Annotated in this window: 11 protein-coding genes and 3 pseudogenes; 10 read left to right on the top strand and 4 right to left on the bottom strand. The window is 59.0% G+C overall.

Annotation, left to right across the window (positions count from 1 at the left end):
* Positions 1-381 precede the first annotated feature (381 nt).
* Positions 382-1,809: an MATE family efflux transporter gene (locus tag IVB36_RS06665; RefSeq protein WP_247391036.1), complete on the top strand. Its 1,428-nt coding sequence runs from the start codon at positions 382-384 to the stop codon at positions 1,807-1,809.
* Between the two features lie 723 nt (positions 1,810-2,532).
* Positions 2,533-3,075: pseudogene (locus tag IVB36_RS40370) on the top strand (glutamate dehydrogenase); the annotation flags it as partial.
* Between the two features lie 470 nt (positions 3,076-3,545).
* Here IVB36_RS40370 and IVB36_RS06650 read toward each other — a convergent pair.
* The 3 genes from IVB36_RS06650 to IVB36_RS06640 form a co-directional block, all read right to left on the bottom strand.
* Positions 3,546-5,252: an outer membrane beta-barrel protein gene (locus tag IVB36_RS06650; protein ID WP_247391050.1), complete on the bottom strand. Its 1,707-nt coding sequence runs from the start codon at positions 5,250-5,252 to the stop codon at positions 3,546-3,548.
* Between the two features lie 610 nt (positions 5,253-5,862).
* Positions 5,863-6,075, bottom strand: coding sequence for a hypothetical protein (locus IVB36_RS06645; RefSeq protein ID WP_247391035.1), 213 nt, complete (start codon positions 6,073-6,075; stop codon positions 5,863-5,865).
* A gap of 920 nt (positions 6,076-6,995) precedes the next feature.
* Positions 6,996-7,685 (bottom strand): IclR family transcriptional regulator, encoded by a 690-nt coding sequence (locus tag IVB36_RS06640; protein ID WP_026232770.1) that lies wholly within the window; start codon positions 7,683-7,685, stop codon positions 6,996-6,998.
* Positions 7,686-7,851: 166 nt separating this feature from the next.
* On the opposite strand from IVB36_RS06640, the gene IVB36_RS06635 reads away from it, so the two are divergent.
* The 8 genes and pseudogenes from IVB36_RS06635 (at position 7,852) to IVB36_RS06600 (ending at position 17,263) form a co-directional block, all read left to right on the top strand.
* Complete coding sequence (locus IVB36_RS06635; RefSeq protein ID WP_247299133.1) at positions 7,852-8,640, top strand: ABC transporter ATP-binding protein; 789 nt, start codon at positions 7,852-7,854, stop codon at positions 8,638-8,640.
* Entirely contained in the window at positions 8,624-9,397 is a 774-nt protein-coding gene (locus IVB36_RS06630; RefSeq protein ID WP_247391034.1) for an ABC transporter permease, read from the top strand. Before IVB36_RS06635 ends, IVB36_RS06630 begins: the two co-directional genes overlap by 17 nt.
* A 33-nt stretch (positions 9,398-9,430) precedes the next feature.
* Positions 9,431-10,453, top strand: a complete 1,023-nt coding sequence (locus IVB36_RS06625) for an ABC transporter substrate-binding protein (protein WP_247336565.1) — start codon at positions 9,431-9,433, stop codon at positions 10,451-10,453.
* Between the two features lie 54 nt (positions 10,454-10,507).
* Entirely contained in the window at positions 10,508-11,773 is a 1,266-nt protein-coding gene (locus IVB36_RS06620; RefSeq protein ID WP_247284004.1) for a CoA transferase, read from the top strand.
* Between the two features lie 55 nt (positions 11,774-11,828).
* Positions 11,829-12,644 carry a citryl-CoA lyase gene (locus IVB36_RS06615; RefSeq protein ID WP_247391033.1) on the top strand — a complete coding sequence of 272 codons (816 nt, stop codon included), beginning with the start codon at positions 11,829-11,831 and terminating at the stop codon, positions 12,642-12,644.
* An 8-nt stretch (positions 12,645-12,652) separates the two neighbouring features.
* Positions 12,653-13,533, top strand: a pseudogene (locus tag IVB36_RS06610) (SMP-30/gluconolactonase/LRE family protein); the annotation flags it as partial.
* A gap of 1,692 nt (positions 13,534-15,225) precedes the next feature.
* On the top strand, positions 15,226-16,440 hold the full coding sequence (locus tag IVB36_RS06605; protein ID WP_247391032.1) for an EAL domain-containing response regulator: 1,215 nt from the start codon (positions 15,226-15,228) through the stop codon (positions 16,438-16,440).
* A 619-nt stretch (positions 16,441-17,059) separates the two neighbouring features.
* Entirely contained in the window at positions 17,060-17,263 is a 204-nt protein-coding gene (locus tag IVB36_RS06600; protein WP_148740553.1) for a 4Fe-4S binding protein, read from the top strand.
* A gap of 61 nt (positions 17,264-17,324) precedes the next feature.
* Here the strand turns inward: IVB36_RS06600 and IVB36_RS06595 are convergent.
* Positions 17,325-17,414 (bottom strand): annotated as a pseudogene (locus IVB36_RS06595) (IS5/IS1182 family transposase); the annotation flags it as partial.

Here is a 17,414-nt window from a genome sequence, read left to right as displayed (position 1 = left end):
CAAAGCCAAGTTGAGGCTCTAGGGTCCGGCCGCGTTCCCCCGCCGATCATCATCGAGGAAAAACGCAACGGATGAGAAGTCAACAAAGGGCAGAACGGCACAATATGACTGGCAGAACCTAGGTGGCTACGCACGGACACCTCAATCAGGATCCTCGTTGTTCTACTTAAGAGCCGCAGAAGCCTGCGACTGGCGGGAGGCGTCATGCCTAGGGAAAATCGACCAAGGCAAAAATCAGCTTGTGAAACGTCAAACGGGTCCACGCGATCACGACGATCGATCGGCGCAGATAAACTTATGTACCGCTGTGCAAGAGCGGATCGGAAAAGCTTGCGCTGAGTGCGCGATCAGCGAATTTGGAAAATCGCGACACGTTCATGCATGAATGAGCCGGATACGGAATTCGCGCTCGAGAGCGAGCGAAGTTTGATGCCACAGAAGAAACAGCACATCGATCTATCGGACCCGAATCTCTCGAGCCTTATCCTGCGGCTCGCCATTCCATCTGTTGTTGGTTTATCGATCCATGCTTTACAGCAGGTCGTCAATGCGATCTTTGTTGGCGCACTTGGCGCGCAGGCGACCGCAGCTGTGAGCATGACCTTGCCGATCATGGTCCTGCTCGCGGCAGCCGCACAGGGAATCGGTGTTGGAACGGCGTCCTTCATATCTCGTCATCTGGGCGCTCGTGAGTACCTAGAGGCGAGTCGAGGCGCAAGTACAGCTCTCGCGCTCACCGCTCCGATTGGCATCATAGTTACCGTCGCTCTGCTTCCAAGTCTGCCAGCGATATTCGCAATCCTCGGAGCGACTCCAACCATCATGCCCGTGGCGCTCGACTACGCGGGAACGCTTTTGTTCGGGAACACCCTGATGCTTCTAAACATCGTTAGCGGGTTCATTGTCAGAGCCGAAGGCGATACGCGATTCAGCATGTGGGCGATGCTTACCTCGTTTCTACTGAACGCTGTGCTTGACCCTGTCTTCATATTCTTGTTTGACCTTGGTGTGCGTGGCGCAGCCCTCGCAACGCTGGTATCGCAGATCGCCGCTATTGGACTGTATATTGCGTATTTTGCGAAGCTTGGCGGGACAGTTCTCGTCAGGATATCTCACATATCATTGCGAGCAGATCGCATCAGACAGCTCGCGTTGGTGGGCGCGCCAGCGACAATGACGAGTATCTTATCGGCTCTTGCGGTTATGCTCTTGTACGGAGCTGCCGCACCGTTCGGCGATGATTCCATCGCTGCAGTTGGAATAGCTGTGCGAATCTTGATGGTCGGCGCACTGCCTATCACCGGGTTCTGCATAGGCGCTCAAGCTATCCTGGGTTTCGGTTGGGGCGCACGCGACTATGTTCGTATTCTGAAGGCTGCGAAGTTCATGCTCTTCGTGACGGTCGCATTCTCCATCGCGTATTCTGCGGCCGTTGTTGTTTTTGCAAGGCCTTTGGTGAGTCTATTTAGCGATAACGAGAATGTCACGGAAATAGCCGTCTCGTCCTGCATCGTGTTCCATCTCTTCTTTGGACTGTTTGGGGTTCAGAGTTTCGTGACGGCAATGCTTCTAGCGTTTGGGAGAGCACGCCTCAGTGCAATTGTGGCCCTGGCGAGGCAGGGCTATCTCTTCATACCGGCCGTACTGTTATTCCCGGTGGTTGCGGGTTTCGATGGGCTGTTAGCCAGTCAAGCAATCGCTGAGCTGGGCGCCGGAATGATCGCTCTGTTCGTCATGTTCCATCAGTTCGGTGAGCTCAGACGAGCGCTCCGGCACCGTGGCTCAAGAGCGATCGGGATAGCGGGTTGACCTTAGAATGGATGTCATCGAACCCAGAGCATTGGGCGCAAGCCTCCCGAGAAGCTCGCGGCAAGACGGGCTGCCAGTGGGCACGGATTTTGCGGGCTCGCGGGCGTGCGATCCGCGCGGTCCGTCCTCCAGCCGTGCTCCTCGCACTCGCGGATCGCACCGGCTCGCCTAGCGGACGGATCGGGCAGTTCGGCGAGCGATAGCCGATGTGCTCCCGCTCGCCAGGCGGGGTGGCAAGGGCTCTACGCAAGGTCGAAAGGCTCGGCTTTAGCAGAGTGGGTGGTTTCTGCGCTTATGCAGGTTTGTCTCTTAACCCGCGTCTTTGGAGCTGACTTGAATGCCGCCGCTTTGGGTCGACACTTCGCAGGACGCTCTTGAATTTTCGCCTGCCACGATTTGCTGTTGGGCCGTCGTGGCCGCCTCGGTCAATCTCGCTTTCATCGCATTGGTGATATTTCTGGCGTGACCGCGAGACGCAATCTTGCTGATTGGACTAGTTGTCTCACCCGCGTCTGAAACGCGCAACACGCACCAGGGAGCTCGGTGCTCTGAAGCACAAGCATTCCGACGTTTCATATCCAGGCTCAGGAGCTATCCGTGACTGTCTGCACTGGGCAAGTGTTTGAGATGGCCGTAAAGCAATTCGAACTGATCGCGAATTATCCCGAGGATACCAGACGACCTAAGAACCCGCCTGCTGATGCCGAAGGAATCTGTCACGGTATTGTTCAAGGCTTTGGAGATGTCGGTTCGATCACCGCACTCGAGCTACACAATATGCGAGCGAAAGTGATCGGAGTCAGAGATCACACGGGCGCGCTTTATCGACCTCGGCGCTCGATATACCACAGCTGGTCGGACATGCTGCCTCCTAGGTAGCCTGGATGGCCACTCCAGCGAGCTTGCTCTAGACCCAGGCGAGCTGCTGACGATCCCGTGTGACGTGCTTGTTCCGGCTGCCCGGAACGGGGCATCGACCCCGAAACAGCCAGTAGCAAGGCCATCAGAAGCAGATCTTTCTCATCCCCATATTCTCCGCAACTCGGGCGGTGTCGTGGTCAGCTACTTTGAATGGGGGGTGCAGGGCTTCCAACGACTATTCTGGGAGGAGGAGGAAGTCACGAGTAGGGAGTAACAACTTTGGATCGTGCTTTCGAGCGCGTCTTGGCGCGAAGCAAACGTGAAAACAATCGCACGGCAGCCATCGCGATAGGTGTCGAGCGCGTTCGTGGAGCAAAAGAAACACGCGGACGGTATCCCCATTAATGTGATCTCGCTGAATGTCTTTGTTATCAAGTTCGATATGTTGGGCCGATGACGGACCGGAGTTTCTGCACCGTAGGCCTAGGTGGGTCACCGCCGAAGTTCACGGCGGCGGCCCCTTCTTTACTAGTGAGTGAGTGCGTGCGTCTTACGAACCGCCCGTCGATCAGAATTGAACCTTGTTTTCACCCGTCACACTTCGCGAATCGTCCTACAAAGGCAAATGCGGAGCTTGTTGAAGTTACCGATTTCAGCCTGGCGCCGCTTCCACGTTTCCATCAGCTGCTCGACAGTATCTCACTATTATTTGGCGGCGGAATCCAACGTAAATCCGGGCGGGCCACGCCGGTAATGACTTCCAGCTTCGAAAACGCCTAGGACGGTTCAAGATACTTCTGCCAGGGAAACGCGTACGGCTTCAGGATGCTCGTCCAGCAGGGCTGGTGTCTGGAGCTGACTAAGGTGGGGCGTTTTCAATTGACCTTGTAAGATGCCTGAAAGAACGTACCCCAGCGCTCCATGCTGAACTTTGAAAACTGAGCCGCAGTGGTTCCCGGATAACAGCCTGTGCATATCGCTTCGCTGTCCTTTTGGGTCCACATTGCCCAATAGCGCCCGCCGACGCCGAGGCTGAGATTATCGGTGATGAAGTAGGACAACACGCCTTCGACCTGTACACCCCCGCCTCCATTCCCGCGATGATCAATAAAGGTAGTCCTCGGGCGCAACAGATGGTGGTCGCGACCAGCGAAATCGGTCCAAGGCAGGTAAGCGACATCCGTGCTTAAACGCCAACGCTCGGTAAGCATGGTTTCGGCGCTCAGGCCGACGCGAGGTGCATTCCACTGCGTATCCTGGCTGCCAATGATTTGATCAGCCGACGCCGGGCATAGTGTCATGGGGTTGGCAATCTGCATGCATCCCATCGTATCGGAGTTCTGGGCGTAATAGGCCCAGCCGATAAATCCGCCGAGCTTGTAGTTGGCGCCGCGCAAAAAATCGTAACCCGCATCGACCGTATAATAGGTGAACCTTCCGTTTGCCTGGCCCGATATCGTGTTGCTATAAGAGACCCCGCGAGGGAGGCTCCAATCTTCATCGTTCATCTTTCCTTTATCGAAGCGCCCGATGCCGACGTTGCTCTTCAGGAACACTCCCCACGGGCTGTCAAGACGGCCAAATAATTCCCCGGAAAGTCCGTCGAGGCCATGGTATGTGAGCCTTGATACAAGAATGTTAGGATCTCCAGTAGCGATCCCATGGGGAACAGCGCTGGCGTCCCATTGGAATCGTCCCCGGCTGAGCCAGAGCCGCGATCCGCCTTCGAACGACCAACCGGCCGTGTAAGCAATCGGCGGCGCGCCGGCAGGTGCTTTCGCATACAGCGGCGCATCGGCCCATTGCGCCGCCCATGGGGCGGCGCCAAAATGGTAGTTCAACCCGATCTTTCCGATGTGATAGCTGCTGGACAGGCTCGTTGTGTTCGCCGGAAGAATTGCGAACGGCGGAAGCTGCACCGTCGGAGGCGTTGCGACGCTTGGCCCACCGAAATGCAGATAGTCATACTCTACGTTGACCGACCATGCAGGCGTAAGCGCTTGTTCGACGCCCAGCCCGATGACGCCACCGACCTGACCATAGTCGAAATGAGTTTTCTTCTGTAGCCCGAGGTCATTGAATTCGTAGTTATTGAGGACGTTGCCCTGATTGTATTGCCAAGCCACGCCTCCCTTGAGATAGGCCAGCGTATGGCCGAGAGCGTCCAACACGTAACCGACGCGACCGGTCCCGGTGGTAAAGAGGTTTGGACCAGCCGTGCAGTTTGCGCTCACAACAAAGCCGGAGGCGGCCAGACAAGTATTTGTGCCATCGGAGACAGCGCCGCTGGCATCTAGTTCGACGCCAAAGACCCAGCCGTTCTTCTGCCAATTGTAGCCGATCTGGCCTCCTGCGAGGAACACTGGGGTATCGACGACGCCGCCATAGATTGACGGACCGTAGGGATTACCGAAGGAGGTTCGGCCGTACCCACCGCCGACGTGCCCGCCAATATAGCCTCCGGACCAGCTCCACACTGCTGGTGGCAGTTTCACTTCTGGCTCAAGGTCCGCCGCATTGGCTGCACCGGTTGCGATGAGCGCAATTGTTGTGGCTCCCGAAAGAAAAACTCCAGATCGCACCAATACTTCCTTCCCTGCATTTTCTCGGTCGACAACCGAGCGCCCTTAAGTTATCGCCGCAGCAAAACGTCGGGCGGACCAGACGCTAACGGCGATGCGCCGAGCCCGTCCCGAAGACCATCGCACTGCGTGGTGATGATGATGACTGAGTAAAGCAAACCTCGTGCCGAAGAGAGTTCGAAGCTCTGCAGGCACTCCGTGAGGTGTGTAGCGTCAAGTTGCTGACATTTGTCTCGAGACTGACAGTCTGCGCTGCTATCGTCCGACAGGGCGTCGCGCTTCGAACAGTTGTCCCATCGCCCTCAATACGCCGGTGTAGGGCATGCAACTCCGCATCGTTCAGCGCGGTGATCGAGGAAGCGCGGCTTGGTGTCGTCGGTCCCCGGGGCGATCGCCGCTGCAACCGCGGCCGGCAAGAGAGCTAAAGAACGGCGGCATCAGTTGCGTGATGCTCTCCGCCGACACCATCCAACCGCGCGCCGACTGGTGCTGATCGCCAGCGACGATCTCATTGCCGCCCCCTCAATCGCAATGGCCTCAAGACCGGCAACGGCAATCGCGTACCCCGAGCGCGTCACATCAATGCGCTCGAACTACCATATCCCGGTGTTTAAGCCTGCCGATGGCGGAGTAGTGTGGTCGCCGCCGGGCCGTGTCCCCGTTGGTCTGCTTCACCGGGATCGAGATTGGACCCGTGGCGCCAGCAACGCGCCTGTCGCGATCCGCCCAGTTCCTCGACCTGGTCGAACACCATCTTGATCCTGGACGCGCCGATCCGGGTCTTTCTCATAAGGGCCTTCATGAAGCCGACGGGCGCTGCCATAACCAACTCGCCCCGGAGCGCCTTCTCACAGCGTGCCGAGAGCGAGCGCTGGCGCAACAGATCCGGTTCGTACTCGTTGAGGCTGCCCCTTACCCCGAGCAGCAGGCGGTCGTTGCCATGCCTCAGCGCTTAGATGGTCTCCTGATCGACCAGAACCGGTATCGGCCACGCGGCACATCTCGATGAGTTGCTGCCAATCCCGACTGTTGCGAGCGAAGCGCGAGACGTCGCGGGCGCAAACCGCACCAACCCTACCAAGGCAAACCTCCGCTACCATTCGCTCGAAGCCGGCGTGTGTAAGCCGCCGGCGGCTGAACGACCGAGATCATCATCGATCACTTCGATCTCTGAATAAGCTGGGTGATGACGGACTGAGATAGGCGGCGTATCAGGCGGATGTCGAGCCTGCCAGAAGCTCTCAAGGAGCGCCGAAAGGTCGAGAGGCCATGGTGCGGTGTGTGGAAACGGCACTGAGGAATGCACGCCGCCGCGCGCCAGTTCAACACCACCACGCCGAAGATGGGGGCCAAATGGGTCGAACGGCCGCACAACTGCGCAACGTTCTGGCCGCGCTTGCATCGATGTCAGCGCGCCCAGCACATATATCCAGCAGCGTAGCCTTTGAAGAAGCCTCCCTCCTTATGCCCGTGTACAGGTAGGTGGCGTCGAGCTCGAGGATGATCTGCGGCGGGATCACTTGGAACGACTCCAGGAACGGCTTCAGGGGCGTCACCACTGCACGACGCTCTGTCGTTTGTCAGGGCATTCCTTCCACCACCAAATTCTTGTCGCAAAAGAACGCCTCGCCGATTCGCGTCCCGATGCTCCTCAACAATGTAAAAAATGCACGCTGCGCTCAGGAGAGGCCCTTGCGGCACCCGCTGAGCTGTGCGTCATAAACGGAACGCTGCCATTGTAGCTCAGCGCTCGCTTGCGGGCAGCAGACCGATCAGCGCTTTAGCCTCGGACTTCAGAACTAGAATCGCAGCCTTCCGAGCATCTGCATCAAAGCGCCTCCGAATGGCGGACACCGAGAGAGCGCCGCGCAATTGGCCATGAACGTCGATCACAGGCACAGCTGCAGCCGCGACCTCAGGATCCCGCTCGCCGATCGAGACGTAGAAGCCACGATCTCTGACCTTCTTTCCATCGGTTGATGCAGAATCGCGGTAGGCGGTAAGAACACGGCCGGCAGCGCCGCGGTCAATCGGCAATCGGTGACCCTCTTCGAGGTGATGCCGGACCGAACGCGGAGAATTGACGCGATAAAGGCAGATGCGCTCGTCGCCCTCCGCGATGTAGAAGGATGCGGTCTCTCCGGTAGCCTCGACCAGACGATGGAGCGAGGGTCTGATCAGGTCACCAAGGTCGAGCCCGCGCTGATAGAGCGCCCCAAGGCGCCATAGCTCCGGTCCGGGTCGAAATAGCCGGTTCGTACCCCGCACCAGGAACCCACCCGCCTCCAGAGATGCGGCAAGGCGAAGGACTGTGCTCTTGTAGAGGTCAGTCGCATCCGCAATCTGCGTCAGCGTCATCGCGGCGCGCTCCGGGTCGAACGCCTTAAGGATTGCCAGTGCCCGCGTGACCGCATCAACGCCTGTTCTTACCATCGATACCTCTAGTCCTGCTGTGCAGAACCAATAGTCAAACTGACGCCAGGAGTCCACCAAGCTAGCGCGAGCACAATTCCGCACGTCAGAATAATACGATTGACTCCTCGTGAGAACGCGAGCTACTCGGTTCCAGGTTTCAGAACAAGTTCTATGGAGCGAAACAATGGGGCGGCCGGGACTTGCCGTGGACTTGCACGACGTCATGATTCGCTTCGGCGACTTCACGGCAGTCAAAAGCATGAACCTCCAGGTGGCCGAGACGGAATTCGTTGCAGTGGTGGGTCCGACCGGCTGCGGAAAATCGACCATTCTCAACACTGTCACCGGACTGCTGAAGCCCGCCGCCGGCGACGTTCGCATTTTCGGCAAGTCTCTTACGGGCCTGAACGGTCAGTCCGGCTACATGCTTCAACAGGAAGGGCTGCTGCCCTGGAAGACCGCCCAGGACAATGTCGGCCTCGGGCTCGTCTTTCAGGGCAGGTCGGTCGCGAAAGCGCGCGAGCAGGCACGGCCCTGGCTCGCCAAGGTCGGATTGAAGGGATTCGAGGAGCGCTATCTGCATCAATTGTCCGGCGGCCAACGCAAGCGCGTTGCGATGGCACAAACCCTGATCATGGAGCCCAAAATCGTTCTCATGGATGAGCCGTTCTCCGCGCTGGACGTTCACACACGCCGACTCATGCACCGCATCCTGCTCGACCTCTGGCAGGCGGACCGGCGCTCGCTCATCTTCATCACCCATGATCTCGATGAGGCGATCACGCTGGCGGACCGCGTCGTTGTGATGTCTGCCGGTCCCGCCAGCCGCATGGTTGCCGACGTCAGGATCACGCTCCCTCGTCCGCGCGATGTTTCTGCGCTGCAGACCACCGACGAATTCGTCGCGCTCTATCGTGAAATTTGGTCGCTGCTCGGCGCCGAAGTGGAGAAAAGCTATGTCACGCAGGGGTAGGGTCGCTCTCACGCAGTTCGCCATCCTGCTTGGCATGATCCTGATCTGGGAATTGGGCGTCTGGGCCGGACTGATTGATCCCTTCTTCTTTCCGGCGCCGTCGACACTTGTCGTGAGGATCGGGGAGTGGATGTCGACGGCGGACTTTTGGGGCGATATTGGCATAACATTGCTGGAGACGGTCCTGTCGTTCCTGGCTGGCATCGGGATCGGCACAGCACTTGGGATCTGGCTGGGCTTAAGCCCATTTGCTGCCGAAGTCGTTCAGCCCTTTATCAAGATGTTCAATGCAATCCCGCGGATCTTGCTTGGACCCATTTTCGTCATCTGGTTCGGATTGGGCCTCACCTCCAAGGTTGCGCTCGGCGTCACGCTGGTTCTATTCGTCGCATTCTTCAATACGTTCCAAGGCGTCCGCGAGGTCAATCCGGTCGTGCTGGCGAATGCCCGCCTGCTGCGTGCTTCGAAGTCGTCCCTGCTACGGCACGTCTACCTGCCGTCCGCCACGACCTGGATTCTGTCGAGCCTGCGGGTGTCCGTCGGCATGGCTGTGATGGGAGCCGTGGTCGCGGAATATCTCGGCTCGTCCGCAGGATTGGGGCACCTAATTGCGCAGGCCGAAGGCGTCCTCGATGCGACCGGAGTGTTCGCAGGAATTGTCGTTCTCTCCGCCTTCGTCGTTGCCCTCGATGCCATCGTCGACTGCGCGGAAAAGCGGCTCCTGGTCTGGCGGCCGGCGCCTGCGCACGAAAGCTGATCGTACGCTCTCCCATCAATTATGGAGGTTCGCATGCACGTTTCCATAAGGTTGATGCCGGTGGTGGCGCTCGCCGCATTCTCGGTCATTTTGGCGCATGCCACCGAGCCCGAGAAAACAAAATTGAAGATCGCGGTGGGGTCAAAAATCCTCAACTATATGCCTGTCGAACTTGGAGTGAAGCTTGGCTCCTTTAAGGAAGAAGGCCTTGACGTTACCGTCGAGAACTTCCAGGCCGGTGGCTCTAAGGCTCTGCAGGCCCTGATCGGCGGCTCTGTCGACGGGACTATCGGCTTTTACGATCATACCATTCAGATGCAGGTGCTGGGTAAGCAAATTTCCTGCGTGTTCCTGCTGAATGACATTCCCGGCGTCCTGCTCGGTGTCCGCAGCGACCTCGCCGACAAGGTCAGAACCGGCGCCGACCTGAAGGGTCTCAGGCTCGGGATCACGGCGCCGGGGTCATCGACGGAGAGTATGGCGCGCTACTACATCAAGAAGTCAGGATTGGGTTCACGCGATGTCAACATCATTGCCGTCGGCAGCGGCGCACCGGGCATGGTGGCGCTTGAGGCCATGAATGTCGATGCCCTGGTCTATTTCGATCCCATCGCGACGCTTCTCGCGCGCAAAAAGAACGCGACAGCGCTGTTCGATGCGCGCACGATCGAAGGCTCAAAGCAGGCCTTCGGCGGGTCCTATCCGACCGCGTGTCTCTACCTTCAGCAGACTTTCATCGACAAAAATCCCGAAACGGTCCAGCGCCTGGTCAACGCCTTGCTCAAAACTCACCGCTGGATCAACGCAACGCCGACGGAGCAGCTCGTCGATACGATTCCTCCTGGTTACAAGACTGACAATCGCGAGGTGAATATCGAAATCATGAACGCATCGAAAGCGCTCTTCTCGCCAACCGGACAGATGGACATCGAGGCGGCCAAGGTCCCGCTGGCTGTCTTAAGCGACTTTGATCCAAAAATCGCTGCCGCAAAGATCGACTTGAACAAAACCTTCACCAATCGTTTCGCGGAACGCGCCGCACAACAACTGAAATAGCTGCCAGCCGGCCAAGCCCTCACCATCGGATCACCTAAAGGAAGGCGTCTTCAGATGTCTCTGCCGCTCACCGGCATCCGCGTCCTGGACCTGTCGAACGTGTTGGCCGGTCCGTTCTGCGGTTATCATCTCGCGCGTCTTGGCGCGGAGGTCATCAAAGTCGAAAATCCGAACGGCGGCGACCTCGCGCGGCGCCTCGGCGCCGATCCGCAAAGGGCAGAGCGCTTGCAGGGCCTCTCTTTTGTCGCGGTGAACGCCGGCAAGCAATCCGTGGCGCTGGACTTGAAGTCGGAATCGGGCCGCGAGGTATTCTTGCGACTCGTCAAGGAAGCCGATGTGGTGCTCGAAAGCTTCCGGCCGAAGGTGATGGAACGGCTTAGCCTAGGCTTTAATGTGCTCAGCAGGCACAACCCGCGTCTCGTCTACTGCGCGATCTCCGGCTTTGGGCAGAGCGGGCCGTGGTCCGCCCGTCCGGCCTATGACCAGATCGTTCAGGGTCTGTCTGGTGCCATGAGCGTCACTGGCGATACGGCCTCGGCTCCCCTGCGTACCGGCTTTCCGATCTCGGACACGATTGCGGGACTGACTGCTGCCTTTGCCATAGCCGCGGCTCTGGTCGAACAGCGGCATAGCGGCCGCGGTCGGTTCATTGACGTGTCCCTGCTCGAAGCCACCGTTGCAGCGATGGGATGGGTCGTCTCCAACCACCTGAACGCTGGTGTCGAGCCGCAGCCCATCGGCAACGAGAACTTCACCGCGGCTCCCTCCGGCACGTTCCGCACCGCAACAGGCCCGCTGAACATTTCCGCCAACGAGCAGAAGCAGTACCAAGCCCTATGCGACCTGATTGGCCGACCGGACCTGAAGACGGATCCACGCTTTGCTGAGCGCGAGATACGCAAGGTCCATCGCGCAGCGCTGAACACGGAGCTGAACCAGGCGTTGAGTTGCAAGCCCGCTGAAGAATGGGAGGCCCAAATGAATCTGGCTGGAGTCCCCGCAGGCTGCGTGCTGACGGTCTCCCAAATCTTGCAGCAGCCACAGCTCCTCGAGCGCGGATTCGTCGAGACTTTGGCCCCAGAACAAGATGGTGCGCAGCCGTTACGAATCATGCGGCCGGGCTTCCGGCTGGATGAGGAGTTTTCGGTGCCTTCACCACCTGCGACGCTCGGAGCAGACACCGAGCGATGGCTGCAGCGGCTCGGCTATTCGTATGCGGAGGTCGAGCAGCTGGTCTCAACCCGGGCCGTCGGGACGCCAAAGCAACGGGCGGCTGATTTCCTGCCCGTCCGCGTAGCCGCGGACGGACCAATATCATGATATTCGACGGCTTGCGGCGATCGGCAATGGCAGGGTTGAAGGGGCGGAACCGCAAATGAGCGAAGAAGAATTGCGGCAGCAAGCGGCCCGTTGGTGGCGAACCTCCATCTGCGACATCGCGCCCGGTCGCATCGCCTATCGGGGTTATCCAATCGAAGATTTGATCGGCCGGATTTCCTTTCCCGCCATGATCTGGCTGATGTTGCGCGGCGATCTGCCGACGCCAGCGCAGGAGCGGCTGCTGCAAGCTGCGCTGGTCGCGTCCGTTGACCACGGTCCGCACGCGCCCTCCATCGCAATTGCGCAGATGGCGGTGAGCTGCGGGCTGCCCCTGAATGGTGCGATGGCCTCCGCCATCAATACACTCGATGAGGTGCACGGCGGAGCAGGGGAGCAGGCGGTCGAACTCTACGAAGATGTGCTGCGGAGGCGCGATGGCCTAGAGATCGGCGAGGCCGCGGCCGCCGCAATTGACCATTTCACTGCAAGGCGCGGCAAATATCTGCCCGGCTTCGGCCACCGGTTTCATTCGGTCGACCCCCGCGCCGCACCGCTATTGGCGCTGGTGGATGACGCAAGTGCTGAGGGCAGTGTCAGCGGCGACTATGCCAAGGCCGCCCGCGCGATCGAGCGGGTGATGCAGCAGCGCAAGGGCAAACTCATCCCAATGAACATTGATGGCGCGACCGCGGTCATTTACGGCGAGCTCGGATTCGCGCCGCCGCTGGCGCGCGGCGTCTTCTGCCTGTCGCGCGCGGTCGGAATCCTGGCCCACGCCTGGGAACAGACCAGGCGCAAGGATCGTAACAAGGGACCGATGCCCAAGCAGTTTGGCTACAAATATGAGGGACAGCCGCGCCGCACGCTGTGAGGCCCGTCATGATGTATCTCGACAAGCCGCCTCAGCTGGCTGAGACCCGCGTGTTCTCGTCGATGCCGCGGAATTTCGTCGCCGTGGTGTTTCCTCGAAATGGGCCGGATGCCAACCGCGGAGGCCATCGGTGGATTGTTTCATCGAGGGGCCGTCGTTCGACAAGTCCGGGGATCTCTACGTCGTCGATATCCCCTTCGGCCCCATTTTCCGGATTTCGCGCGACGGGATCTGGTCTCTGACAATCGAATATGACGGCTGGCCGATTGGTCTGAAGATCGCACCTGATGGCCGGGGGCTGGTGGCCGACTACATGAACGGCCTCATGGAGCTCGATCCGCAGCGGGATACTATCAGCCCGCTTCTGGGGCAACCGCAATTGCGAGTCCTTCAGAGGCTGCAACGACCTGCATACCGCGACTAACGGCGACATCTATTTCACCGATCAGGGGCGAACTGGAGTGCACGATCCGACCGGCTGGGTGTCCGACTGTGTCCTGCCGGCCGGCTCGATTGCCTGATTTCGAACTGGCCAAGCCCGAGCGGGCTGGTGCTCAGCGCCGACGAGGCCGTGTTGTTCGTTGCAATGACGCGCGACAACAGCAGCTGGCGCGTGCCGCTGATGCGTGACGGCGGGGCTGCGAAGGTGGGACGGTTCAGCTTGTCCTTCGGGACCAGCGGTCCTGACGGGCTGACGATGGATCAAAACGGGCGGCTCTTTGTCGCGCTCGCCTCCCTCGGCCACGTCTTCATCATGGCGCCGAACGGCGAAACGATCGGGCGCATCAAGTCCTGCGCTGGGGCGACCTGCACGAACCTCGTATTGGAGGCGGCAAACGGCACATTGCTCATTACGGAATCCTCTACCGAATCAGTGTTGATGGCTGATTTCGTCACCTTCCTTGAACGTTCGCCAGCAGGAGCGACAGCGTGGTACCGAATCCCTTTACGCGACGGTCCACCGAATCAAGTTGCAGGAAGAAGCCCCATAGATGATTGGCTTGCCAGTTGCCGAGGCATTGGACTTGGCGACGAATGGATCGCATTTGTGTGCGGTGATCCCAAACTGGCGGCATCGTGTGGGAAGCACGAAAGAACCACTCGGCTATCGTTTGTAAGGCTGGGTCGGGCTTCGCCCGCAACGGGCCGCCGCCGACCTGGCTCCGCGCCTTCTAGCCGGGCAGGTTTCCGCTCGCGGTCCACGAGCCTTGACAAGACCATCGTATCGCTCCGCACCATGAAGAACGATTTGATGGTTGATACCCGCCAAAAAAGTCGAAGAGGTAACCCGCTCGCAGTGGGAGTAAGCACCGCATCAGCGCCGAGGTTCTCGATTGTCCTCGGCCGCGACGCACGCGTTGGAGCGTTCGTTTCGAGAAGCAACAAGCAGCAGGATTTTCTGCCTTGAAAGTCTTTAGTGACAGGACCAGGAGCGCTTTTAAGTGTGGAGCAGAGGTCGCAGTACTGTCATAGCCTCTTGCGCGCGCGCAATCCTCCAACCCGATATCCCCTCTCCTCGTAGAAACGGCGTACCCGTTCTAAGGCCGGATAGCCATCAGGGGGCAACGCAACCTCAATCATCTGCCAGCCTCGGCGCTTCGCCTCCGAACGTACCGCCTCGAGCAGATGCCCACCGCGGTCAGAGCTTCGGAAGTCCCGAGAAATCCATAGCTCCTGAAGCAGCCGTACGCTCCAGCTGCTCTCACGGCCAGTACGGCGGAGATGGCAGCGATCCCTACAATCTGCCCGGTGGCTTGTTCCTCGATGACAAAAATGAAGCCCTCTTCGGGATCCTGAATCAGGCGCAAAGCAGTCTGCTTTGCGCCTTCAAGCCTGAACTCTGGTCCGGGACCACCTAATTCAGAAAGTAGCTTTCCGACGGCTTCTACGATCGCGTTCTCATCTCCTGGCACGCCTTTGCGCAAAGCCGTGCCCCCGTGGGGCAAGCCTTGCGCTTCAGCGCCAACACGAACACCCGTCACGTTAGTCCCTCCAGTCCCCTTGAGGATATCCATGTTCAGAAGGATACAGAGAACGCAACTGAGAGAAACTATCAAGCTCGATAGGGAATAGGACGTCCGCACTCGCTATAACCAACAGAGGTGAGGTAAGTGCAAGCTGTTGCCGTTCTCAGAATCGACCGCGGCTTGACCCGCTGCGAACTCAGTTGGATCTCCTTCGACTAGATAGGGAATCCACGAGACGGCACATTCGCGCGTGGGCAGGCCGGCCATGCCGATCAAACATTTCGTAGGAGAGATTGCTGATCATCACTCACGAGAGTCGATTCAGTACATCATGTAGCATGATCATCGCCGTGGCATAGGGCGCATCAGCTCGGCGCGTCCGAAGGTGAGATTCCCCACACTCGTGTGCGTCACTCGTACAAAGTTGCGCGAGCCGGGACAGGTATCATACGCGTTCGCCCGACAAAATCGTCTGAACAACATAGCGAAAAGATTTTGCACGCTAATGCACTATCTTAAGCTTACCTCGAAGAATCGAAAGATAATGGCAAGCAATGCTTGTTTGGACCTTCGCTCCTCGTTTAAGGGACCTTCACGGAAGGGGAGTGGTTGCGATGGAGCATGGGCAGGCCGAACTGGTCGGAGGGAAACCTGTAATCTTCGGCCAGCGTAAGGTGCGGCCGCGAGCGTGCGTGGCCGTGGGCAAGCGGCATCTGCGCGCCTTTCTACGCGATGTGCTAGAGGATATGGGGTTTGTGATCAGCGAATGCGGGACTGCTGACGAGCTGCCGCGCGTACTCTGCACGGACTTCCCTGATCTGATCCTGCTCGGCATTGGCTCGGATCGCATCGAGCCTGGACGATTGCTCGAGATACTCGTACGCGAAGAATTTGCAGGCAGAGTGCTGGCGTTCGGCGCCCGCGAGTCGATCGTCATGACGGCAGTGCAGCAGGTCGGGGGCGAATATGGACTTGATATGCTGCCGCCGCTGAGGACGCCGTTTGCAGCCGAGACGCTGCGCGATCGGGTCGCCATGCTCTTGCCCAGAGAGCCGGCGCCCCGTCCCGCAGTCCATGTCGGAGAAGCCTTACACGCTGGCTGGCTTGAGCTCTGGTATGAGCCGAACTTTGACCCGTGTACCCTCAGCCGCCGCGGCGCCGAGGCGCTTGTGCGAATGCGGCATCCGACCTGGGGCGTTGTTCCACCAGCGTATTTCATCCCGGAGGCTCACGATCCGCATTTTAGAGACTTGTCGCAGTTCGTGATCGACCGCGCGATCAAGGATTGGAAGTATCTTCTGGAGCAGCAAACTTCGACCGATCTCTCCATCAATCTCCCGGCAGCATTCCTGATTGACCCGCAGGCGGTACGCGATCTCTGTCAGCGCATGCCGTCGCACCCCGCTTTCGGCGGCTTGACGATCGAAATCGAGAGCGAGGAAGCGATCCAGAACCTAGATCTCCTGATCGAGGTCGCGCGTGAGGTTCGCTTTCACAACATTGGCCTTGCAATCGACAATATCGGCGCCAATTGGCCGCAGCTGATGGGGCTCGAAAAATTCCCGTTCATGAAATTAAAAGTGGACCGGCAGTACGTCGCCGGTTGCGGAAATGGGCCCCTGAAGCGAACGGTGTGCCGCCATATCGTCGATCTAGCCAAAGAGTACAGTGTGCGCACCGTCGCCGCAGGCGTGGAGAGCCACGCCGACCTGATCGCTGTGACCGAACTCGGCTTCGACCTTGCGCAGGGCCATCTGTTCGGAAAGGCCATGCCGCTGAAGCAATTTGCACACTCATCTTTCAGCCCTGTTCCACTTCGTCCAAAATAGTTGTATGAGGAGTGACTGAGCACAGCCAGGCAAAGCGTACCAGCGCTGGCCCGCGCGGCATGCCTACTCGGCACCAGGCATGCGGCTGACTGCAATTTAATCGGTCGCTTTGCAAACCCAGTATCGCTCCTCCCGGCCGAACTTCATTTCCCTCCGAAGCGATGCCGAAGGTTATTGTAGCACAAAGCCCTTTTGGCAAGGCTCCAGCGAGTCAATCCGCGGAGTTAACGTTGCAGGCGTGAGCGCGGCTTGGACAAAATCTCCGGTCAGGGCGTGTGACCGGAGGTTTGCCGACATCCGGCGTAGACGTGCGTCGGCTCGCGGCTTTTACTCGCGCTGCCGGTTTCGGGAATCGTCGAGCGTCGCTTGGCCCCGCGCTGCCATGCCAGACAAACCGACGGAAGCTCGCTGCAGTCGAGTCGCGACTGGCTATCGGAGTAGGGGCCCGAGGGCTCGCACGGCTTGATATTGAAGCGGCCCATGCTGTCGCAGATGCAACATGGTCTCAGACCCCGCACAGCACCATTGGGCAAATTGCCCATCATTGAGCGCGCCTGTCCTTGGCACGGCATTTGAAAGGGATCGCCAATGGCATCGCTCGCCTAAGGAGTCGGAAGGCATGGCTTACAAGATCGTCGCTTCGCAATGTACCGTTTGTGGGGCATGTGAGTTCGAGTGTCCCAACGCGGCGATCAGCCTCAAGCGCGACATTTACGTTATCGATGCAAAAAAGTGTACGGAGTGCGAGGGCCATTCCGACACGCCGCAATGCGCTGTGGTCTGTCCGGTGCCTGACACCTGTGTCCCGTCTAAGACAGCATAAGCAGCCCGCGTCCAGAAGGCTTCACCGCTCGATTTCGCGAACGAAGGACTAGGGTTCAGACTCAATTGATCCAATAAGCGACGAGAGCGGCGAGGTGGACGGCGGCCAAGAAGTTTCTGGCAAGTTTGTCGTAGCGAGTAGCAACACGCCT

The organism is Bradyrhizobium sp. 35 (genome assembly GCF_023073215.1).
In the GTDB taxonomy this organism is placed as follows: Bacteria; Pseudomonadota; Alphaproteobacteria; order Rhizobiales; family Xanthobacteraceae; genus Bradyrhizobium; species Bradyrhizobium canariense_D.
The sequence above is the reverse complement of the archived record's forward strand: the minus strand, read 5'-3'. Positions and strand labels throughout refer to the sequence as shown.